We start from the raw sequence: 21,322 nt of genomic DNA on the forward strand, positions 1-21,322 counted from the left end.
TCATGCCCCGGAACGGGGCGCTTCGCCCGGGCGCGGGCCCGTCCACGCCCGCGCCAGCCGCCGGCCGGCGCGCTGCATGGGGCGCTCGACGAAGCGGTAGGTCAGCCGGCTCAGCGCCAGCACCACGACGAGGAAGGCGAGGGCCAGCAGCGCCTGCACGCCGGCGGGACGCTCGCGGGGATCGCCGAACACGGCGAGGAACAGCTTCAGCAGGGGATGGTGCAGCAGGTACACCGAGTAGCTGATCACCCCGAGCCAGACCAGCGCGCGCGGCACCGTGCGGCGGCGCAGGGCCATGCCGCCCGCGAAGGTCAGCGCGACCAGCGCGAGCGTGGTGATCCACACCCTCGGGTAGGCCCACCCGCCGGAGGGGAAGGCGAAGAAGGGGACCGCCGCCAGCACGGCCGTCACGACGGCGACCGCGCGCAGGCCGCCGGTCTGCCCGCGCTCCCAGCGGTGGATCACCGTGCCGGTGAACATCACCGCGAGGATCGCCGGCCCGAGCCACGGGGTTCGGCTGCCGAGCAGCACCAGCGTCACGGCCAGACCGCCGAGGATCACCGCGCCGGCCCGGCGCGCCCACCCGGACGGGGCGAGCACGCAGGCCAGGCCCGCCACGAAGGCGCCGAGCGCGGCGAACGCCGCCGGGCCGCGGTCGAGGACGGGAGCGGCCAGCAGCAGCCCGACGACCAGCGCGGCGAGGGCGAACCCCACGGCGCACAGGCCGCTGCGGCGGTGGACCCCCGCGACGAACAGCACCGTCACCAGCAGGTAGAAGACCATCTCGTAGGAGAGCGTCCACATCGTGTCGGCGACGCCGCCCGAGCCGACCACGTCCAGCAGCATGGTGGCGTGCGCGGCCGCCGTGGCCGCGTCGGGCACCACGGCCGGCCGCAGCGGCACCAGGGGCAGCGACGCCAGCACCAGCCCGGTGACCAGCAGGTACAGCGGGTAGAGCCGGAAGAACCTGCCGACCCAGAACGCCCGGACATCGCCCCTGTGCTCCAGCGAGGCCGGGATGATGTAGCCGCTGACCAGGAAGAACACCAGCACGCCGTACATGCCGAGGTTGAACCAGCCAGGCCGCAGCCCTGGCAGGAAGCGGTAGAACATGTGCTCCAGGAGCACGGCCGTCGCGCCCACGCCTCTGATCGCGTCCAGCCATGCCAGGCGCGGCCCGGAACCCGGACCGGCGGGGGACGGCGCGGTGCGCGGCTGAGCCGTAAGCATTTGCCAGAATTTACTCGGTCAGCGACCGTCCAAACCCTGAACTCCGGCACTCATTCCGCTTTGTCCGATATGTCGACCGAGTAGCCGGTCACTCCCACTCGATGGTGCCCGGGGGCTTGCTGGTCACGTCGAGGACCACGCGGTTGACCTCGCGCACCTCGTTGGTGATGCGGGTGGAGATGCGCGCCAGCACGTCGTACGGCACGCGCGACCAGTCGGCCGTCATGGCGTCCTCGCTGGTCACCGGCCGCAGCACGACCGGGTGCCCGTACGTGCGCCCGTCGCCCTGGACGCCGACCGAGCGCACGTCGGCGAGCAGCACCACCGGGCACTGCCAGATCTCGCGGTCGAGACCCGCTCGCGACAGCTCCTCGCGGGCGATGGAGTCGGCCTCGCGGAGGATCGCCAGGCGGTCCTCGGTCACCTCGCCGACGATGCGGATGCCCAGCCCGGGGCCCGGGAAAGGCTGGCGCCACACCATCGCCGGCGGCAGCCCGAGCTCTTCGCCCGCCCGGCGCACCTCGTCCTTGAACAGGGTGCGCAGCGGCTCGACCAGGCTGAACCGCAGGTCGTCGGGCAGACCGCCCACGTTGTGGTGCGACTTGATGTTCGCCGTGCCGGTGCCGCCGCCCGACTCGACCACGTCCGGGTACAGCGTGCCCTGGACCAGGAAGTCGACCGGCCCGTCGGCGAGGATGGCGCGCTGCTCGTCCTCGAAGACCCGGATGAACTCACGACCGATGATCTTGCGCTTCTCCTCGGGGTCGGACACCCCGGACAGCGCCTTCAGGAACCGCTCGGCGGCCTCCACCACCCGCAGCCGCACCCCGGTGGCGGCCACGAAGTCGCGCTCGACCTGCTCGGCCTCGCCCTTGCGCAGCAGGCCGTGGTCGACGAACACGCAGGTCAGGCGGTCGCCGATAGCCCGCTGGACGATCGCGGCGGCCACCGCGGAGTCGACCCCGCCCGACAGGCCGCAGATGGCCCGCCCCTCGGGGCCGACCTGCCGCCGGACGGCCTCGACGGCGTCCTCGACGATGTTGAGCATGGTCCAGGAGGGGCGGCAGCCCGCGGCGTCCAGGAAGTGCTTCATCACCGCCTGACCGTGATCGGAGTGCAGCACCTCGGGGTGGAACTGGACCCCGTACAGGCCCCGCTCCGGGCACTCCATGGCCGCGACCGGGGTGTCGGGCGTCCACGCGGTGACCGTGAAGCCCTCGGGGGCGGAGGAGACGCTGTCGCCGTGCGACATCCAGACCGACTGGACGGCGGGCAGCCCGGCGAACAGCACGCCCTCGCTGCCCACGGTCAGCGGCGTGCCGCCGTACTCGGCGATGCCGGTGTGCGCCACCTCACCGCCGAGGACCCGGGCCATCTCCTGGAAGCCGTAGCAGATGCCGAACGTCGGCACCCCGGTGTCGAACAGGCCCTCCGGCGCCGCGGGCGCGCCCTCGGCGTACACCGACGCCGGGCCGCCGGACAGGATGATCGCCTTCGGGTTCTTCGCGAGCATCTCGCTCACCGGCATCGTCGAGGGCACGATCTCGGAGTACACGTGGCACTCACGGACCCGCCGCGCGATCAGCTGCGCGTACTGCGCGCCGAAGTCGACGACCAGGACCGTGTCGAACTCAGACACCGGAAGGACCCCCAAAGGAAAGACGCCGCGGTCCCCACAGTCTATCGGCGCCTCTACCCGCCGGAACGCGCCCGCCGACGGCCCGCTCCCACCGGCCGTCCGGCGCCCGCCCGTCCCTGATCCTGAACCGCGCCACGTTCCGGTGCGTCGTAGGGGCATGAGGACTTCGATCGGCACGGCCGCCGCGGCGCTCGCCACCGCGCTGCTGGTGGTGGCGTGCACGGACGCCGGGAGCCGCACGGCCTCCCCGGATGTGCCGCCGGCGACGCTGGGCGCCATCCGCCTGGTCGCCTACACCGGCTGCGACGACATGCTGGCCGGGCTGCGCGAGGCGACGGTCAAGAACGTCGGCCCCTGGGGCATCGGCCCCGGCCAGATCTTCACCGCCACCGGCAGGTCGGCCGACGGGCGGATGACCGCCGACGCGAAGTCCGCCGTCCCCGGTTACTCCACCACCAACGTGCACGAGGCGGGCGTCGACGAGCCCGACCTGGTGAAGACCGACGGCGAGCGCATCATCACCTACGCGCGGGGCGTGCTGCGCGTCGTGGACGCCGCCTCCAGGAAGGTCGCCGGCAGCCTGCGGCTCGTCCCGCCCGACAAGGGCTACGCCCCCGCGAACCTCCTGGTCCACGGCGACCGCGCCCTCGTGCTGTTCACCGAGGGCGGGACGGTGCCGTTCGGGGACAGGGCCATGCGCCCCGCGGCACCCCCTGGCCCTCAGTACACGCTGGTCGACCTGAAAGAGATGAAGATCCTCGCGTCGATGGCCACCGCCGGGTCCCATGTGGACGCCCGCATGATCGGCTCGACCGTGCGCATCGTCGTCCGGTCCCAGCCGGAGATCACCTTCACCCACCAGCCCGGTCCGGACGAGCCCGAGGCCGAGCTGATCCGGCGCAACCAGGAGATCGTCCGGGCGGCGCCGGTCGACGCCTGGCTGCCCACCTACGAGATCACCGGGCCCAGGCGCGCGACCACCAAGCACAAGGTGGCCTGTGAACGGGTCAGCCACCCCCGGCAGTACTCCGGGACCTCGATGCTGACCGTCCACACGGTGAAGTTGGAGGCCGGGTTCGACGGCGACGAGCCGATCAGCGTCGCCGCCGACGGCGACACCGTGTACGCCACTCCGACCAGCATGTACGTCACCAGCAACCCCCGCTGGGGGTTCCGGAACGCCATGATCGACGACACGCCCCCGCCGCCCGCGACGCTCACCCCGGCCACGCCCGTCACGCCGGCCGAGACCGGCCTGCCTCCGTCGCCCGTCGCGAGCGGCCCGGCCGTGACGCCCGGTGGCGGCGGTTCGGCCGTGACGCCCGGTGGGGGCGGCTCGACGGTCGCACCCAAGGACCCGCCGAGCACCCCGCCCGCCGAGAAGGTCGGGCCGAGCGGCGACCCGTCGATGCTCTCGTTGACGCCCATGCCCTCGCTGAGGATGAGGGTGACCGACGCCCCGCCGGACGCGAGCCCCTCGCCCACCCTCACCTCGACGCCCGCGCCCACCGCACCGGCCTCGCCCACGGCGCCGGCCTCGCCCACCTGGACGCCGAGTGGCGCGCCGAACGCGACGGCCGCCCCGGAGCCGCCCGAGCAGACCGAGGTGCACCGCTTCGACATCAGCGGCGCGGGAGTGCCCGAGTACGTCGCCTCCGGCGCGGTGCCCGGTCGCCTGCTCAACCAGTACGCCCTGTCGGAGTACGAGGGGAAGCTGCGCATCGCCACCACCACGTTCGACCGGCCGGGCGTGGCCACCGAGCAGAGCACCAGCGCGGTGTACGTGCTCGACGCCGCCACCCTGTCCAAGGTGGGCGAGGTCACCGGCCTCGGCGACGGCGAGCGCATCTACTCGGTGCGCTTCATCGGCCCGGTCGGCTACGTGGTGACCTTCCGCCAGGTGGACCCGCTGTACACCCTGGACCTGCGTGACCCCGCGGCGCCGAAGGTCACCGGCGAGCTGAAGATCACCGGCTTCTCGGCCTACCTCCACCCCGCCGGCGACGGGCGGCTGATCGGCGTCGGGCAGGAGGCGAGCGGGGAGGGCAGGACGCTGGGCACCCAGATCTCCCTGTTCGACGTCAGCGACCCGTCCAAGCCGGCCAGGCTGGCGCGCTTCCACCAGGAGAAGTCCGGCTCGGAAGCCGAGTGGGACCCGCACGCCTTCCTGTACTGGCCGGCGACCGGGCTCGCCATGCTGCCGCTCGGCAGCTGGGGCGGCCACACCGACGACTACCGCACCGCCGCCCTGGTCCTGAAGGTCACCGACGACTCGATCACCAGCCGCGGCACGATCACCCACCCGAAGGAGAAGAGCCCCAAGGGCTTCGCGCCGGCCACGCCGACGATCCAGCGCTGCCTGATCGTCGGCGACACCCTGTGGACCCTGTCGGACAGCGGCCTGAAGGCCAGCGACGCCACCACCTTGGCCGACCGGTCCTGGATTCCCTTCACCGGCTGACCGCGCCGCCCCGCAGGGAGGGCCGGGCCGCCGGCGCGGACGGCCAGGCCTCCGGCGAGGCGGCCGGTCGCCGGTGAAGGTCGGGGAGCTTCCGGGTCGTATCGCGCAATACGCCCCGGAGTGCCGGGCCGCACGGCTCCGGGCTCGCGAGGGACCGGAACGTGCGGCCAACGGCAGCCCCGACCGACCGGCTCGACGCCGGAACCGAAGACCGCGCCGGTCAGACCGGCTCGGCCTCCGGACCGAAGACCAGACGATCAGACCGGCCCGATCTCCAGACCGAAGACCAGACGATCAGGCAGGTTCGATCTCCGGAGCGCGGACGGATCAGACCGGTTTGGTGTCGGGTTCGGGGACCGGGACGATGTCGGGGGCGCCGAGGCGGATGGCGTCGGCCTCCTGGTCGGTGTCCTGCTCCTGCGAGGCGCGCTCGGCCTCGACGCGCTTGGCGTAGTACTCCACCTCGCGCTTGACCTGCTCGGCGTCCCAGCCCAGCGGCCCGGCGAGCAGCTCGGCCGCCTCCTGGGCGACGGCCGTGCCCCGGTGGAAGGTCTCGATCGAGATCCGCGTACGCCGCGCCAGCACGTCGTTCAGATGGCGGGCGCCCTCGTGCGTCGCCGCGTACACGATCTCGGCGCGCAGGTAGTCGTCGGCGCCCGACAGCGGCCGGGCCAGCGACGGATCCCGCTCGATCAGGGCCAGCACCTCGTCGATCATCGTGCCGTACCGCTGGAGCAGGTGCTCGATGCGGGCCACGTGCAGCCGCGACGACCGCGCCAGCCGGTGACGGGCGTTCCACAGCGCCTGGTAGCCCTCGGCCCCGACGAGTGGGATCTTGTCGGTGCACGACGCCGGCACCCGCTGGTCCAGTCCGTGGACCACCGCGTCGACCGCGTCCCTGGCCATCACCCGGTACGTCGTGTACTTGCCGCCGGCGATCATCACCAGGCCGGGCACGGGGTGGGTCACGACGTGCTCGCGGGACAGCTTGGAGGTCTCCTCCGACTCCCCGGCCAGCAGGGGGCGCAGCCCCGCGTACACGCCTTCGACGTCGTCGCGGGTCAGCGGCACCGACAGCACCTCGTTGACGTGGTCGAGCACGTAGTCGATGTCCTGCCGGGAGGCGGCCGGGTGCACCCTGTCCAGCGACCACTGGGTGTCGGTGGTGCCCACGATCCAGTGGCGTCCCCACGGGATCACGAACAGCACGGACTTCTCGGTGCGCAGGATGATCCCGGTCAGGGAGTGGATGCGGTCGCGCGGCACCACCAGGTGCACGCCCTTGGACGCGCGGACGTGGATCTGGCCGCGTCCGCCGACCATCTCCTGGATCTCGTCGGTCCACACACCGGTCGCGTTGACCACCTGCCGGGCGCGGATGCTCAGCTCCGCCCCGCCCTCGAGATCGCGCACCCGGACGCCGGTGACCCGCTCGCCCTCGCGCAGGAAACCGATCACCTTGGTGCGCGAGGCCACGTGGGCCCCGTACGAGGCGGCCGTGCGCAGCATCGTCGTGACGTACCGGGCGTCGTCCACCTGGGCGTCCCAATATTGCACCGCGCCGGTGAGCGCCGACTTGCGCAGCGCCGGAGCGAGCCGCAGCGCCCGGCGCCGCGACAGGTGCCGGTGCCCCGGCATGCCCCGGGTGAGCCCGGTGGAGAAGCCGAGCGTGTCGTACAGGGTCAGCCCGGCGGCGACGTAGGGCCGCTCCCACACATGGTGGGTCAGGGGGAACAGGAAGGGCACCGGACGGACCAGATGGGGGGCGATGCGTTGCAGGAGCAGCGCCCGCTCCTGCAACGCCTCGCGCACCAGGTCGAAGTTGAGCTGCTCCAGGTATCGCACGCCACCGTGGATCAGCTTGGAGGAACGGGAGGATGTGCCGGAGGAGAAGTCGCGCGCCTCGGCCAGGCCGACGGTGAGCCCGCGCGTCACGGCGTCCAGCGCCACGCCCGAGCCGACCACGCCGCCGCCCACCACGAAGACGTCCAGCTCGTAGTCGGGATCGGCCATCCGGGTCAGCGCCGCCGACCGCTCGGCCGGGCCCATGCGCGCCGAATGCATGCCGCCGTCGCGGATCTCCACCTCAGCACCCTCCCACTGAACCGATGAGTCGACGCGCTCCACGCCTACGCCACTTTCGGGCACCTCGTGCCCGCGCGGACCTACGCGCCGTCGGGCCCGCTGCCGCGCGTCCCCGCCCGTTCGCGCCGCCGGGTCGCCGTTATGCGCGGCCTTCGCTTCTGTGCCCGCATCGGCCCCGCCGGCTGTGTGCGCTGTCATCTGCGACCCCCTGGGGTGCGGCTTGTCGCGTCGTGTCCAATTTCTACCCGTGAGTAGATACCAGCATGCGATAGGCGTGCTCCACCGGGGTCGGCGCGGATCGCCGATGGACCGGCTCACGCGTGCCGTGCTCCATCAACCACCCCACTGAACCCCGTGCACCCCACCTCCCACCGGTAGATCTTTCCGTCGCTCAGACCCGCACCACCCGCAGGCCGGCGTCGGTGAAGGCGTCGGCGTCGGCGTCGGTCAGGCTCGCGTCGGTGATCAGGGTGTCGATCTGGCCGATGTCGCAGATCTTCGCGAACGCGCGCCGGCCCACCTTGGAGGCGTCCGCCACGGCGACGACGCGAGAAGCCCTGCCGATCAGCAGGTTGTTCACGCTCGCCTCACCCTCGTGGTGGGCTGACGCGCCCGCCCCGGCGTCGATGCCGTCGACCCCGAGAAAGGCGATGTCCAGGGTGACCTGCTGGAGCACCCCGGTGGCCAGCGGGCCGATCAGCTCGTACGACTGCGGCCGGGCGACCCCGCCGGTGACGACGAGCTTGACGTTCCGCCGCACGGTCAGCTCGGCGGCGATGTTGAGCGCGTTGGTCACGACGGTGATCTGGGCGCCGGCCGGAGTCCGCACGGCGAGCGTCCGCGCGACCTCCGACGTCGTCGTGCCGCCGTTCATGCCGACCACGGCCCCGGGCTGGACCAGGGCGGCCGCCGCCTCGGCGATGCGCTGCTTCTCGCCGGCGTGCCGGGCCGTCTTGTAGCGGAGCGGCAGGTCGTAGCTGACGCTCTGGGCGACGGCGCCGCCGCGCGTGCGCATGAGCATCTGCTGCTGTGAGAGCTCGTCGAAGTCGCGCCGGATCGTCGCGGTCGACACCCCGAGGATGCCCGCGGCCTCCTCCACCGTGAGGCGCCCCTGCTGGGCGAGGAGCTCCAGCAGGGAGTTCCAGCGTTCATACCGGCTCATGGTCCGAAAGCGTCGCACACCACACCGCCACATTCACCTGTCCGCCCGACCTCGTCTGCGCAATCATGCTCATTACTGTGATAAAACCCGCAGAAGAGAGCAAACGCGTGGAGGAGGGCCCGTGACAACGCACACCGAGATGGAGATCGCCTCGCAACCGGCCTGCTGGCGCCGCGGAGCCGAGATGGCCGCCACCGCGGCCCTCCCGCGGCCCGGCGAGCGCGTGGCCGTCGTCGGCTGCGGCACCTCCTGGTTCATCGCCCAGGCGTACGCCGTCCTGCGCGAACGCGCCGGCCACGGCGAGACCGACGCCTTCGCCGCCTCCGAAGCGCCCATCGCCGTGCCGGCCTCCGCGAGCCCCCACACCCGCGAAGCCCCACTCGCCACACCGACCTCCGCCGGTACCCACGCCGCCGAAGCCCCACTCGCCACACCGACCTCCGCGGGTTCCCCGGCCGCCGAAGCCCCGCTCGCCGTACCGATGGCCGCGGCCCCGCCCAGCGCCGGGGCCGCCTACGGCCGGGCCTACGACCGGGTGCTCGCCCTGACCCGGTCCGGCACCACCACCGAGGTGCTCGACCTGCTGCGCCGCCTCGACGGCACCCCGGTGACCGTCGTCACCGCCGACCCGCGCACCCCCGTGATGTCCCTCGCCGACGAGGTCGTGGTCCTCGACTTCGCCGACGAGCGGTCGGTCGTCCAGACGCGCTTCGCCACCACGCAGCTCGCCCTGCTGCGCGCCCACCTCGGCGAGGACCTCGGCCAGGCGATCGCCGACGCCGAACGTGCCATCGCCGAGTCGGTTCCCGAGGCCTTCGTCACGGCCGAGCAGTTCACCTTTCTCGGCCGGGGATGGACGTGCGGGCTGGCGCAGGAGGCCGCGCTCAAGATGCGCGAGGCGTCCCGTTCCTGGACCGAGGCGTACCCGGCGATGGAGTACCGCCATGGGCCGATCAGCATCGCCGGCCCCGGCCGCGTGACCTGGATGCTCGGCACCGCCCCCGAAGGGATCGCCGAGGACGTGCGCGCGGCGGGGGGCGCCTTCGTCGGTGGGAACGCCGATCCGATGGCCGAGCTGGTCCGTGTCCAGCGGGTCGCGGTGGCCCGCGCCAAGGCCCTCGGCCTGGACCCCGACCAGCCACTTCACCTGACCCGATCTGTGATCCTGTCCTCATGAGCATCACACTGGCCGACGCCCGCGTCGTGACCCCCGCAGGTGTGCACGACGGCTGGATCACCATCGAGGACGGGCGCATCACCCATATCGGCCGCGGACGCGCCCCTCACGGCGACGGGCACGGCCTGGACGGGCGGTACGTCGTCCCCGGGTTCGTCGACGTCCACACTCATGGCGGCGCCGGCGGGTCGTTCCCGTCCGGCGACCAGGAGGAAGCGCGGCGCATCGCCGCCTTCCACGCCGCGCACGGCACCACGACGATCATGGCGAGCCTGGTGACGGCCTCGCTCGCCGACATCGCCCGCGCCACCACCGCCCTGGCGGAACTGTGCGAGGACGGCGTGCTGGCCGGCATCCACTTCGAGGGGCCCTACATCGCGCGATCTCGCTGCGGCGCGCACGACCCGGCTCTGCTGCGCGACCCGTCCCCCGGCGAGCTCGCCGGCCTGCTCAAGGCCGGACGGGGGCACGTCCGCATGCTCACCATCGCCCCTGAGCTGCCCGGCGGGCTCGACACCATCCGCGCGGCCGTGTCGGACGGTGTGATCGCCGCCCTGGGGCACAGTGACGCCACCTACGACCAGGCGATCGCCGGCATCGAGGCCGGCTGCACGGTCGCCACCCACCTCTACAACGCCCTGCCGTCGCTGCACCACCGCGAGCCCGGTCCCGTCGCCGCGCTGCTGGAGGACGAGCGCGTCACCGTCGAGCTGATCAACGACGGGTTGCACGTCCACCCGGCCATGCTCCGCCTGGCCGCCCGCGCCGCGGGCACCGGCCGCGCGGTACTGATCACCGACGCGATGGCCGCCGCCGGCATGGGCGACGGCACCTACCGGCTCGGACCGATGGAGGTCGAGGTGTCCGGCGGCGCCGCGCGGCTGGTCGAGGGCGGCGCCATCGCCGGCAGCACGCTGACCATGGACGTCGCCTTCCGCCGCACGGTGCGGGAGGTCGGCCTGTCGGTCGCCGACGCCGCCGTGATGGCCTCGCTCACCCCCGCCCGCGTGCTGGGGCTGGACGACCGCGTCGGCTCCATCGCCGTCGGCAAGGACGCCGACCTGGTCGTCCTGGACGAGGACCTCTCCGTCCACCGCGTCATGAGACACGGCACCTGGATCACCACCCCATGACCCGAGCCCTCCCCCCGCGCACCTCCCCCACTCCCCCGAGGACACGGCCGAGCTCGGCATCGGCTCGATGATGTCCGACGCCTCGTTCTCACGGGATCTGGTGGAGGGAGGGGATCGCCACCCCGCCGGAGGGGGCGGGGTGGCGGGGTGGGTCAGGGGACGTGGGGGGCTACCACTACCTCTACGCGCTGGAACTCTTTGAGGTCGGAGTAGCCGGCGGTGGCCATGGTGCGGCGGAGGGCGCCCATGAGGTTCATGGAGCCGTCGGCGACGGTGGACGGGCCGTGCAGGATCTGTTCGAGGGTGCCGATGGTGCCGACCTCGACGCGGGCGCCGCGCGGGAGCTCGCCGTGGTGGGCCTCGGAGCCCCAGTGGTGGCCGCGACCGGGGGCCTCGGCGGCCCGGGCGAGGGGTGAACCGACCATGACGGCGTCGGAGCCGCAGGCGATGGCCTTGGCGATGTCACCGGAGCTGGTCATCCCGCCGTCGGCGATGACGTGGACGTACCGGCCGCCCGACTCGTCGAGGTAGTCGCGGCGGGCCGCGGCGACGTCGCCGATCGCGGTCGCCATCGGCACGGCCACGCCGAGCACGGTGTGGGTGGTGTGGCCCGAGCCGCCGCCGAACCCGACCAGCACGCCGGCGGCGCCGGTGCGCATCAGGTGCAGGGCCGCGGTGTAGGTGGCACAGCCGCCCACGATGACCGGGACGTCGAGCTCGTAGATGAACTGCTTGAGGTTGAGCGGCTCGGCGCGGCCGGAGACGTGCTCGGCGGAGACCGTGGTGCCCCGGATGACGAAGATGTCGGCGCCGGCGTCGATGACGGCCTTGTAGTGCTGGGCGGTGCGCTGGGGCGACAGCCGCGCCGCGGTGGTGACGCCCGCGGACCTGATCTCCTCGATGCGGCGGCCGATGAGCTCGTCGCTGATCGGGGCGGAATAGATCTCCTGAAGGCGCTTGGTCGCGGCCTCGCCGTGCATCTCGGCGACCTCGGACAGCAGCGACGCCGGGTCCTCGTAGCGGGTCCACAGACCTTCGAGGTCGAGGACGGCGAGCCCGCCGAGCCGCCCGATCTGGATGGCCGTCCTGGGCGAGACGACGCTGTCCATGGGGCTCACCACGACCGGCAGGTCGAAGCGGTAGGCGTCGATCTGCCAGGCGATGGAGACCTCTTCGGGGTCGCGGGTGCGCCGCGACGGCACGATGCCGATCTCGTCCAGCGCATACCCGCGGCGTCCGCTCTTGCCACGCCCGATCTCTACCTGAGTCATGCTCTTGTCGTTCCCGTCCCTCGGTGAAGCCGCCGCTGTACTCGCGCGTCCTCGTACGTCATTACCCTCGCGCGCCCCGTTCGTCCACGGGGCGCGTCATCCCATCTGGCGCGCGGGGTCAGCGGCCGTGGTAGTTGGGGGCCTCTACGGTCATCTGGATGTCGTGGGGGTGGCTCTCGTTGAGGCCGGCCGAGGTGATGGGCATCAGCTGGCCGTTCTCGTGGAGGTCGTCGATGGTGCGCGAGCCGGTGTACCACATGCCCTGGCGCAGGCCGCCGACGAGCTGGTGGGCGACCGCCGCCACCGGGCCGCGGTAGGGCACCTGGCCCTCGATGCCCTCGGGGATGAACTTGTCCTCGCTGGCGACGTTCTCCTGGGAGTAGCGGTCTTTGCTGAAGGAGCCGCCGCGCTCGCGGTTGCGGACGGCGCCCAGCGACCCCATGCCGCGGTAGGACTTGAACTGCTTGCCGTTGATGAAGATCAGCTCGCCGGGCGACTCTTCGCAGCCGGCGAGCAGGGAGCCGAGCATGACGGTGTTGGCGCCGGCGGTCAGCGCCTTGACGATGTCGCCGGAATACTGCAGGCCGCCGTCGCCGATCATCGGCACCCCGGCGGGACCGCAGGCGAGCGACGCCTCGTAGATGGCCGTGACCTGCGGGGCGCCCACCCCGGCCACGACGCGGGTGGTGCAGATGGAGCCCGGGCCCACCCCGACCTTGACGGCGTCGGCGCCGGCGTCGATGAGCGCCTGGGCGCCGGCGCGCGTGGCGACGTTGCCGCCGATGACGTCGACCCTGCCGTTGGCCTTGATCTTGGCGATCATGTCGCACACCCCGTGGGAGTGGCCGTGGGCGGTGTCGACCACGATCACGTCGACGCCCGCCTCGATCAGCGCCATGGCGCGCTGCTCGGCGTCACCGGCGACGCCCACCGCCGCGCCGACGACCAGGCGGCCGTCGGAATCCTTGGTGGCGAGAGGATATTGCTCGCTCTTGGTGAAGTCTTTGACCGTGATGAGGCCGCGCAGCCTGCCCTCGGCGTCGACGAGGGGGAGCTTCTCGACCTTGTTCTGGCGCAGCAGGTGGAACGCCTGGTCGCGGGAGACCCCGACGGGCGCGGTGACCAGCGGCATGGGGGTCATGACCTCGCGCACGACCCGGCTCTGGTCGGTCTCGAAGCGCATGTCGCGGTTGGTGACGATGCCGACCAGGACGCCGCCGCGGTCGGTGACCGGGACGCCGGAGATGCGGTAACGGGCGCAGAGCTGCTCGACGTCGGCGAGGGTGTCGTCGGGCGAGCAGGTCACCGGGTTGGTGACCATGCCGGCCTCGGAGCGCTTGACCAGATCGGCCTGCTGCGCCTGCTCTTCGATGGAGAGGTTGCGGTGCAGGATGCCGATGCCGCCCTGACGTGCCATCGCCACGGCCATGCGCGCCTCGGTGACGGTGTCCATCGCGGCGGAGACCAGGGGGATGCGCAGCGTGATCGACCGCGACAGGCGGGTGGTGGTGTCGGCGTCACCCGGCTGCAGATCGGAGTACGCGGGCACCAGGAGCACGTCGTCGAACGTGAGCCCCGGCTCGGTGAACTTGGCCATCTGCAACCCTCCTGCCATGGCGCTCTCAAGATGGGGAAAGGCGCCGGCCCCCTGCGGTCAGTTTAGTGGTCCGCTCATCACCGGCTCGGCGACCCTGTGGACAACCGGCCCGACGATCCGGCGGCCGTCCGCACCTGTGGATGAACGGGTCGAGAGATCCGATGATCTGCCGGTTCGGTGGGCGGCCGGTCGATGTGGCACAGCGGACAGAGAAATTTCAGGTCCTGTCATCTTTTCGGCACCAGAGAGCGGAGATCTCAGTCCTGGCGCCCGGTGTGGACAACGCACGGCGAGGCGTCACGCTTCCCTCGGCCCGCGAACCCCTGCCCCATCGGCGCAGACCGTCCCTTCCCTGGAGAAGCGGGGTCTCCTGCTCGCCGGGCCGGCGCTTCTCACGCCGTCAGGCGGCGTGTGACCGCCGTGACCGCTGTGCCACGGGAGGCGAAGGCGAGGTGGCGGGCGTCCTGGGCATCCCCGCCACTTGCCCTCATCAGGGTAGGTGGGGGTCATAAGGTGGAATGCGTGCTGGAAGACGTCCCCCGCGACCCCTTCGCGGAAGACCCCAACGACCCTGCCTCCGTGCTCGGTGATCTCGACGACTCCGAGCCGCTCACCACGACCGAACGCGAGGAGGCGCTGACCGACCTCGCCGATGTAGAGGTCTTCCGCTCGCTCCTTGAGCCCCAGGGGGTTCTCGGGCTGGTCCTCGACTGCCCCGAGTGCGGTGAACGGCACTACTTCGACTGGGACCTGCTGCGCGGCAACCTGCGGCAGATGATCGACCACGGCCGCCCCCAGGTGCACGAGCCGGCCTTCGCCCCCGACCCTGCCGACTACGTGAGCTGGGAGTACGCCAGAGGCTACGTCGACGGGGTGATCGACACCGAGGAGAGCCGCTGATCGACGTCCCTGGCGAGCGCCTGGAGCAGGCCCACCACAGGGTCGGCGTCCTGGTCGAGAGGCCGCCGCCCGGCGAGCGCGTCGATGATCGCGTCCGTCCTGACCACGTCGGCGTCGGCGTCGGACCCCCGTTTTCGCAGTGAACGGGCCGGGTGGAGGGCGGTCAAGCTATCGACTCCATGTCGGCCATCGCCCGCAGCCTTGCCAGCGCCCGATGCTGGGCGACGCGAACCGCACCTGGTGACATACCCAGTACGTTACCGGTCTCCTCGGCCGACAGTCCCGACACCACCCGCAGAATGATCAGCTCGCGCTGGTTCTCCGGAAGACGCGACAGCAGCGCGCGGGCGTGTTCGGCCTCGATGTAGCGCACCACGGTCTCCTCCGGCCCCGGCCCCTGGTCGGGACCGTCCGGCAGGTCCTGGGTGGGCACGGCGGAGCGCACCGAGCTGCGCAGCGCGTCGGCGACCTTGTGCGAGGCGATGCCGAAGACGAACGAGGCGAACGGGCGCCCCATGTCGCGGTAGCGCGGCAGCGCGGCCAGCACGGCGATGCAGACTTCCTGGGCCACGTCGTCGGCTATGTGGTAATGGCCGGACACCCGGCCCAGACGGGCACGGCAATAGCGCACCACCATCGGGCGCAGTTGCCCGAGCAGTGACTCGATCGCGGTGCGATCTCCTTGCACGGCGAGGCTCGTCAGATCCCTGAGGTCGGACTCGTCCGATCTCGTCGCAAGCCTTACCCCAGCTTTGGCGTCGGCGACGCATCCCTCGGTCACGTTAGGCATGATGCCCGCCACGATCGCGCATGTCGTCATAGTGAACGGATACGGATTGGTCACATTGACGCGACGATAACGCAGGGTAATCGAGCGAACACAGTAGTGTTTGCATATTTCACTCGCGACCCGAATTCGCTGGATATTCGTTAGATGTCGCACCAGCTCGCAGGCGGCGCGGAGCGCCCTGGCCGACGCACTGCTGCACCGGTCGGTTTACCGTCCCGTCAAATCGAGGGGCGGCAAAATCGATTCGACGCAAAAAAGCACGGCCCCCGCCCTGCGGCGGGAGCCGTGCTTCGATCGATTGATCGGATCAGTGGCCGTGACCGTGGCCGTGCCCCTGACCCCCGGCGGCCGGAGCCTCCTCCTCGGGCTTGTCGACCACGAGGACCTCGGTCGTGAGCAGCATGCCGGCGATGGACGCGGCGTTCTGCACGGCCGAGCGGGTGACCTTGACCGGGTCGATGACGCCCTCGGAGATGAGGTCGCCGTAGGAGCCGGTGGCGGCGTTGAGGCCGTGGCCGGCCGGCAGCTCGCCGACCTTGGCCGTGACGACGTAGCCCTCCAGGCCGGCGTTCTCGGCGATCCAGCGGGCCGGCTCGACCAGCGAGCGGCGGACGATGGAGACGCCGGTCGCCTCGTCGCCGGTCAGGCCGAGGTCGTCCAGCTCCTTGGCCAGGTGCACGAGCGCGGAGCCACCGCCGGAGACGATGCCCTCCTCGATCGCGGCGCGGGTCGCGGAGATGGCGTCCTCGAGGCGGTGCTTCTTCTCCTTGAGCTCCACCTCGGTGGCCGCGCCGACGCGCAGGATGCAGATGCCGCCCGACAGCTTGGCGAGGCGCTCCTGGAGCTTCTCGCGGTCCCAGTCGGAGTCGGTCTGCTCGATGGCGTGCTGGATCTCGCGGACGCGGTCCTGGATGGCCTGGGGGTCGCCGGCGCCGTCGACGACGGTCGCGGTGTCCTTGGTGACCACGATGCGGCGGGCCGTGCCGAGCACCTCGGTGCCGGCGTTGGCCAGCGTGAGGCCGAGCTCCTCGGAGATCAGCTGGCCGCCGGTCAGGATCGCCATGTCCTGCAGCATCGCCTTGCGGCGGTCGCCGAAGCCGGGCGCCTTGACGGCGACCGAGGTGAACGTGCCGCGGATCTTGTTGGTGACCAGGACGGCCAGGGCCTCGCCCTCGACGTCCTCGGCGACCACGAACAGCGGCTTCTTGGTCTGGGCGACCTTCTCGAGCAGCGGCAGGAACTCGGCGATCGAGGAGATCTTGCCCTGCTGGAGCAGGACGTAGGCGTCCTCGAGGACGGCCTCCATGCGCTCGGGGTCGGTCACCATGTACGGCGACAGGTACCCCTTGTCGAACTGGAGGCCCTCGGTGAACTCGAGCTCCAGGCCCATGGTGTTGGACTCTTCGACGGTGATCACACCGTCCTTGCCGACCTTGTCGAACGCCTCGGCGATCAGCTCGCCGATCTTGGCGTCCTGCGCGGAGATGGTCGCCACATTGGCGATCTCCTTCTTGTCCTCGACGGGGCGGGCCCGCTCGAGGAGGCGGTCGCTGACCGCGCGGGCGGCCAGGTCGATGCCGCGCTTGAGTGACAGCGGCGACGCGCCGGCGGCGACGTTGCGCAGGCCCTCGCGGACCATCGCCTGGGCGAGCACGGTGGCGGTGGTGGTGCCGTCACCGGCGACGTCGTTGGTCTTGGTCGCCACTTCCTTGGCGAGCTGAGCGCCGAGGTTCTCGTAAGGCTTGTCGAGCTCGACCTCGCGGGCGATGGTGACGCCGTCGTTGGTGATGGTCGGCGCACCGAACTTCTTGTCGATGACGACGTTGCGGCCGCGCGGCCCGAGGGTCACCTTGACGGCGTCCGCGAGGGCGTTGACGCCGCGCTCAAGAGCGCGCCGCGCGTCCTCCTCGAACTCCAGGATCTTGGGCATTAAAAGGTCCTCCCAGCGTCAGGCCCCGGGCCTCGTGAAAGGGCCCGGGGCTTGACACGCGTATTCGGGTAAGGCTCCGTACAGGTGGTCGCTTACGCGCCCCGGGGCTTACTTCTCGATGATCGCGAGAACGTCGCGGGCGGAGAGCACGAGGTACTCCTCGCCGCCGTACTTGACCTCGGTACCGCCGTACTTGCTGTAGAGGACCACGTCCCCTTCCTTGACGTCGAGCGGGATGCGCTTCTCGCCGTCCTCGTCCCAGTTGCCCGGGCCCACCGCGAGGACCTTGCCCTCCTGGGGCTTCTCCTTGGCGGTGTCCGGGATGACCAGTCCGGAAGCGGTCGTCTGCTCGGCCTCAAGCGGCTGGACCACGATGCGGTCGCCGAGCGGCTTAACGGGAACCTTGGTGGCGGTCGTCACGATCGGACCTCCCCTTCAGATTGTGGTGATGAGCTGAAGAGGCGACCAGCGGCCTGCCGTCGCGGGTGTCAGACCTGCCTCGTCGCATTATTGATTGGCACTCTCACTAGCCGAGTGCCAACACTGAACAGTATGCAAGGCCGCCGACACAGTCAACACGGACAGGCCGCCCCAGGTCAGTCCGGTCATGAGCCGCCGTACGACTCGCCCGAATTGTCCGCCTATGGGGGCGGCCTCGGCGCACGGTCGCGGTGACCCCGCGCGCTCACGAGGTCCTGCCACGCAGGCGGGAGCAGCGCGATAGCGTCGGGAGACGTGGACCTCTACGCCTTCCGCGAATTGCTGACCCCCCGCGGGCAGAAAGCCCTCGGCGAGGCCGTGGGCTCTGTGACGGACGGCACAGATCCGGTGACGGCCGCCAGCCGGCTGAGGAAGACCTACGACGCCCCTCTCGCCGCGGCCGCCCTCACCCAGGCACGGCTCCGGGCGCGCGGCGCGGTCAAGTTCGGGCACGACGCCGCCCGCATGTACTTCACCCCCGACGGGCTGGAGCAGGCCACCCGCGCCGAGGTGGCCGCCCACCGCGCCCGCCGCTTCGCCGCCGGCGCGCGCGTGGCCGACGCCTGCTGCGGCATCGGCGGCGACCTCATCGCCCTGGCCCGCGCCGGATGCGAGGTCGACGCCGTGGACCTCGACCCGCTCACCGTCGAGGTCGCGCGGGCGAACGTCCTCGCGCTCGACCTCGGCGACCGCGTCACCGTCCGCGCCGCGGACGCCGCGGAGGTGGACCCGGCGGCCTACGACGTGCTGTTCGCCGACCCGGCGCGGCGATCCACCGGCAGGCGGGTCTTCGACCCGATGGGGTACTCGCCGCCGTGGCCCGCCGTGCTCGCGATGGTGGCCCGGGCGCGCGCCGCCTGCCTGAAGGTCGCGCCGGGCATCCCCTACGAGTTCATCCCGCAGGGCGCCGAGGCCGAATGGGTGTCCTACCGCGGCGAGGTCAAGGAGGCCGTCCTGTGGACGGGCGCCTTCGCCGCGGGCGGGGACCCCGGCTCCGCCGAGACGATCCTGCGCAGGGCGACCCTGCTGCCCTCCGGTCACACGTTGCCGGCCGACCCGTCCCTCGGCGCGCCCGGCCACGGGCCGGTGGCGCGCTATCTGTACGAACCGGACGGCGCGGCCATCAGGGCGCATCTCGTGGCCGAGGTCGCCGCCCAGGTGTCCGGCCACCTGCTCGACCCGCACATCGCCTACATCACCGGGGACGACCCGGCCACGACTCCGTGGGCGTCGCGGTACGAAGTCCGGGAAACCCTGCCTTTCTCCCTCAAACGCCTGCGCGCCGCACTCCGGGAACGCCGCGTCGGCACGGTGACGCTGAAGAAACGCGGTTCGGCGCTCGACCTGGAGCGCCTACGGCGAGATTTACATCTTTCCGGGGATAATTCGTGTGTCGTGGTGCTGACCCGCATCGGCGAACGTCCCTTCGCCATCATCTGCGACCCATCCTGACCTGCCACGATGCCTTTCGTCGCCAACAAATAGGGGCAATCCAGCGATAATCACGATGTTTTAAAGTCGGACCCGAAAGTCACCGGCCGAGCCACTACAGTTGGCCAACGCGCGGGATTCTGCCTGATCCATGGTGCACCCGCCCGATTCGCCACAGAGAACGACCGTACCGACCCCACCGCCGTGCGGCCGACCGCCCGCGAGTGAAGGAGCTTTCGGTGGATCACTCCAACCACACCCTCCTCCAGGCTGGAAGCCAGACCGCCATCTCCGACCGCATGCGCGAACTGCTCGCCAGGGCGGCGCAGGACCACGTCTACGAGCAGCGCACCCAGGGCGCCGTGCTCGACGAGATCCGGCAGCGGCTGGAAGGCATGGAGTGGTTGCTGCGGGAGGTCCGCGAACGCGAGCTCGGCGGGTTGAACGGCGCGCTGGAAGGGGTCAGCGGCCGGCTCGGCGAGCTGGTCAGCCGTCCCCCGGCCTGGGCGGAGGGCCTGGCGCAGCACGTCGAGATCGTGCGCGACCGCGTCGACGGGGTGGGCAACCGCGTCGCCGGGCTCGGCGACCGCATCGAGGCCGTCGGCGACCGCGTCAAGCCCATCGCCGAGCTGCCCGGCCTGTGGACCGACCTCGGCACCGTGCGCGAAGGCGTCGCCGAGGCCCTCAAGCGCCTCCAGGCGGTCCTGGAGGGCACCCAGGGCATGCCCGAGCTGACCAGGCGCCTTGCCCAGCTCGGCGCGAGCATGGAAGCCGCGGGAGGCCGCTTCACGCGGGTCGACAAGGCCCTGCTCGACCTCACCCAGCGCACGGAGCGCGTCGAGGGCGGCGTCCTGGACCTCGGCGAGGGCCTGGACGAGACCCTCTCGCCGGCCGTCCAGCGCCTCACCGGCTCCATCGAGCAGCTCGCCGGCAAGGTCGACGGCATGACCGCCAAGCTCGCCGAGACCGAGACGTGCCTGGCCGCCCGCCTGGAGGGCGTCGAAGGCCGCCTGAAGCCGCTGGAGGCGCTGGACGGGCGGCTCGAGAGCGTGGACCAGCGCCTCGGGAGCGTCGACGGGCGGCTCGACGGCGTCGACGGTCGGCTCGCGGCGGTGAGCGACCGGCTGGCCGGCTTCGACGGGCGGCTCGAGACCATCGCGGGACGGGTGGACACCACCGACGGGCGGGTGAGCGACCTGTCGGGCCGCTTCGACACGGTCGACAGCCACGTCGGGGCGGTCGAAGGACGGCTGGAGACGGTCGACGTCCGCCTGCAGAGCATCGACGGCCGCATCGAGACCGCCCAATCGTGTCTCACCGGGCTCGACGCCCGCGTCGACACGGCCCAGTCCTGTCTCACCGGGCTCGACGGCCGCATCGAGACGGTCCAGTCGTGCCTCGCCGGGGTCGACGGCAACCTCGCCGGCGTCAAACAGCAGATCGCCGACGCCGACGGCCGCCTCACCGACCTGGCCCAGCACCTCACCGGCGTCGACGGCCGCCTGTCCAAGCAGGACGAACGCCTCGGCGCCATCGACGCCGGGTTCGAGGACGTCAACGAGCGGCTGGAGATGGTGGACGACCGCGTCGAGGCGGTCAACCAGCGGGTGGGGCAGCTGCCCGCGCTGCTGGAGGTCGGCGAGGTGCACAAACGCGTCGGCGAGCTGATCCGCGCCCAGGCCGACGACCAGGGCAGGCGGTTCGACACGCTCGACGAGCGGCTCACCGAGGCCGCGGCGGCCCTGCCGCCCCTGGGCGAGCTGGTGGAGCTGGTCCGCGCCCGCCCCGACCGCGACCAGCTCTCGGAAACCGTCGACCAGATCGTCCAGCCGACGCACCGCGACCTCACCCGCAGGCTCGGAGCCCTGGAGGAGACCATGCTGGCGCTCGCCGAGGCCCTTCTGCGCCCCGCCCGCTCCCCCAAGGACTGACCGCCTCCCGACCGCCCGGCGCCGCCCCTCCAACGGGACCACTCCGGCGGCACCTCACGACGGACCACCCCGGCGGCACCTCACGACGGACCACCCCGGCGCCGC

At 71.7% G+C, this 21,322-nt stretch carries 16 protein-coding genes; 6 read left to right on the forward strand and 10 right to left on the reverse strand.

The annotated features are described in order from the left end of the window. Both ABZT47_RS07945 and guaA read right to left on the reverse strand, forming a co-directional pair. Nucleotides 1-1,230 carry an acyltransferase gene (locus ABZT47_RS07945; RefSeq protein WP_354837459.1) on the reverse strand — a complete coding sequence of 410 codons (1,230 nt, stop codon included), beginning with the start codon at nt 1,228-1,230 and terminating at the stop codon, nt 1-3. A gap of 88 nt (nt 1,231-1,318) precedes the next feature. Next, nucleotides 1,319-2,869: a glutamine-hydrolyzing GMP synthase gene (gene guaA / locus ABZT47_RS07950; protein WP_354837461.1), complete on the reverse strand. Its 1,551-nt coding sequence runs from the start codon at nt 2,867-2,869 to the stop codon at nt 1,319-1,321. Between the two features lie 157 nt (nt 2,870-3,026). Between guaA and ABZT47_RS07955 the strand changes: the two genes are divergently transcribed. Continuing rightward, complete coding sequence (locus ABZT47_RS07955; RefSeq protein ID WP_354837463.1) at nt 3,027-5,330, forward strand: beta-propeller domain-containing protein; 2,304 nt, start codon at nt 3,027-3,029, stop codon at nt 5,328-5,330. A gap of 327 nt (nt 5,331-5,657) precedes the next feature. Here ABZT47_RS07955 and ABZT47_RS07960 read toward each other — a convergent pair whose 3' ends face one another. Continuing rightward, nucleotides 5,658-7,394: a glycerol-3-phosphate dehydrogenase/oxidase gene (locus ABZT47_RS07960; RefSeq protein ID WP_354837620.1), complete on the reverse strand. Its 1,737-nt coding sequence runs from the start codon at nt 7,392-7,394 to the stop codon at nt 5,658-5,660. A 412-nt stretch (nt 7,395-7,806) separates the two neighbouring features. Continuing rightward, nucleotides 7,807-8,577 (reverse strand): DeoR/GlpR family DNA-binding transcription regulator, encoded by a 771-nt coding sequence (locus ABZT47_RS07965; RefSeq protein WP_354837465.1) that lies wholly within the window; start codon nt 8,575-8,577, stop codon nt 7,807-7,809. A gap of 121 nt (nt 8,578-8,698) precedes the next feature. Here ABZT47_RS07965 and ABZT47_RS07970 point away from each other — a divergent pair, with 121 nt between their 5' ends. Beyond that, nucleotides 8,699-9,754, forward strand: coding sequence for a sugar isomerase (locus tag ABZT47_RS07970; protein WP_354837467.1), 1,056 nt, complete (start codon nt 8,699-8,701; stop codon nt 9,752-9,754). Continuing rightward, nucleotides 9,751-10,887, forward strand: coding sequence for an N-acetylglucosamine-6-phosphate deacetylase (nagA, locus tag ABZT47_RS07975; protein ID WP_354837469.1), 1,137 nt, complete (start codon nt 9,751-9,753; stop codon nt 10,885-10,887). Before ABZT47_RS07970 ends, nagA begins: the two co-directional genes overlap by 4 nt. Nucleotides 10,888-11,039: 152 nt before the next feature. Here the strand turns inward: nagA and ABZT47_RS07980 are convergent, their stop codons facing one another. Together ABZT47_RS07980 and guaB are read right to left on the reverse strand one after the other, a co-directional pair. Then, nucleotides 11,040-12,158 carry a GuaB3 family IMP dehydrogenase-related protein gene (locus ABZT47_RS07980; protein ID WP_354837471.1) on the reverse strand — a complete coding sequence of 373 codons (1,119 nt, stop codon included), beginning with the start codon at nt 12,156-12,158 and terminating at the stop codon, nt 11,040-11,042. A gap of 118 nt (nt 12,159-12,276) precedes the next feature. Further along, nucleotides 12,277-13,755, reverse strand: a complete 1,479-nt coding sequence (gene guaB, locus ABZT47_RS07985) for an IMP dehydrogenase (protein WP_354837473.1) — start codon at nt 13,753-13,755, stop codon at nt 12,277-12,279. Nucleotides 13,756-14,277: 522 nt separating this feature from the next. Here guaB and ABZT47_RS07990 point away from each other — a divergent pair. After that, nucleotides 14,278-14,655 (forward strand): DUF5319 domain-containing protein, encoded by a 378-nt coding sequence (locus ABZT47_RS07990; RefSeq protein WP_354837475.1) that lies wholly within the window; start codon nt 14,278-14,280, stop codon nt 14,653-14,655. Here the strand turns inward: ABZT47_RS07990 and ABZT47_RS07995 are convergent. From ABZT47_RS07995 to groES, 4 genes are all read right to left on the reverse strand, one after another. Continuing rightward, complete coding sequence (locus tag ABZT47_RS07995) at nt 14,616-14,822, reverse strand: hypothetical protein (RefSeq protein ID WP_354837477.1); 207 nt, start codon at nt 14,820-14,822, stop codon at nt 14,616-14,618. The two genes, ABZT47_RS07990 and ABZT47_RS07995, sit on opposite strands and share 40 nt — an antisense overlap. Then, the gene (locus ABZT47_RS08000) at nt 14,819-15,445 is read right to left on the reverse strand and encodes a sigma-70 family RNA polymerase sigma factor (RefSeq protein WP_354837622.1); all 627 of its coding nucleotides are present in this window, start codon (nt 15,443-15,445) and stop codon (nt 14,819-14,821) included. Before ABZT47_RS08000 ends, ABZT47_RS07995 begins: the two co-directional genes overlap by 4 nt. Nucleotides 15,446-15,752: 307 nt before the next feature. Further along, nucleotides 15,753-17,375, reverse strand: coding sequence for a chaperonin GroEL (groL, locus tag ABZT47_RS08005; protein WP_354837479.1), 1,623 nt, complete (start codon nt 17,373-17,375; stop codon nt 15,753-15,755). Between the two features lie 108 nt (nt 17,376-17,483). Further along, nucleotides 17,484-17,798, reverse strand: a complete 315-nt coding sequence (gene groES, locus ABZT47_RS08010) for a co-chaperone GroES (protein ID WP_082776538.1) — start codon at nt 17,796-17,798, stop codon at nt 17,484-17,486. Between the two features lie 312 nt (nt 17,799-18,110). Here groES and ABZT47_RS08015 point away from each other — a divergent pair, with 312 nt between their 5' ends. Both ABZT47_RS08015 and ABZT47_RS08020 read left to right on the forward strand, forming a co-directional pair. After that, on the forward strand, nt 18,111-19,307 hold the full coding sequence (locus tag ABZT47_RS08015; protein ID WP_354837481.1) for a class I SAM-dependent methyltransferase: 1,197 nt from the start codon (nt 18,111-18,113) through the stop codon (nt 19,305-19,307). Between the two features lie 218 nt (nt 19,308-19,525). Continuing rightward, entirely contained in the window at nt 19,526-21,217 is a 1,692-nt protein-coding gene (locus tag ABZT47_RS08020; protein WP_354837483.1) for a hypothetical protein, read from the forward strand. The last annotated feature ends 105 nt before the right edge of the window (nt 21,218-21,322 follow it).

The sequence above is a fragment of the Sphaerisporangium sp. NPDC005289 genome (genome assembly GCF_040607455.1).
Classification (GTDB): Bacteria; Actinomycetota; Actinomycetes; order Streptosporangiales; family Streptosporangiaceae; genus Sphaerisporangium; species Sphaerisporangium rhizosphaerae.

What these genes read in the sequence shown, in the direction of transcription:
- ABZT47_RS07945 (WP_354837459.1), bottom strand. Translation starts at nt 1,230, where the DNA reads ATGCTTACGGCTCAGCCGCGCACCGCGCCGTCCCCCGCCGGTCCGGGT.
- ABZT47_RS07955 (WP_354837463.1), top strand. Translation starts at nt 3,027, where the DNA reads ATGAGGACTTCGATCGGCACGGCCGCCGCGGCGCTCGCCACCGCGCTG.
- ABZT47_RS07960 (WP_354837620.1), bottom strand. Translation starts at nt 7,394, where the DNA reads ATGCATTCGGCGCGCATGGGCCCGGCCGAGCGGTCGGCGGCGCTGACC.
- ABZT47_RS07965 (WP_354837465.1), bottom strand. Translation starts at nt 8,577, where the DNA reads ATGAGCCGGTATGAACGCTGGAACTCCCTGCTGGAGCTCCTCGCCCAG.
- nagA (WP_354837469.1), top strand. Translation starts at nt 9,751, where the DNA reads ATGAGCATCACACTGGCCGACGCCCGCGTCGTGACCCCCGCAGGTGTG.
- ABZT47_RS07980 (WP_354837471.1), bottom strand. Translation starts at nt 12,158, where the DNA reads ATGACTCAGGTAGAGATCGGGCGTGGCAAGAGCGGACGCCGCGGGTAT.
- guaB (WP_354837473.1), bottom strand. Translation starts at nt 13,755, where the DNA reads ATGGCCAAGTTCACCGAGCCGGGGCTCACGTTCGACGACGTGCTCCTG.
- ABZT47_RS08000 (WP_354837622.1), bottom strand. Translation starts at nt 15,445, where the DNA reads ATGCCTAACGTGACCGAGGGATGCGTCGCCGACGCCAAAGCTGGGGTA.
- groL (WP_354837479.1), bottom strand. Translation starts at nt 17,375, where the DNA reads ATGCCCAAGATCCTGGAGTTCGAGGAGGACGCGCGGCGCGCTCTTGAG.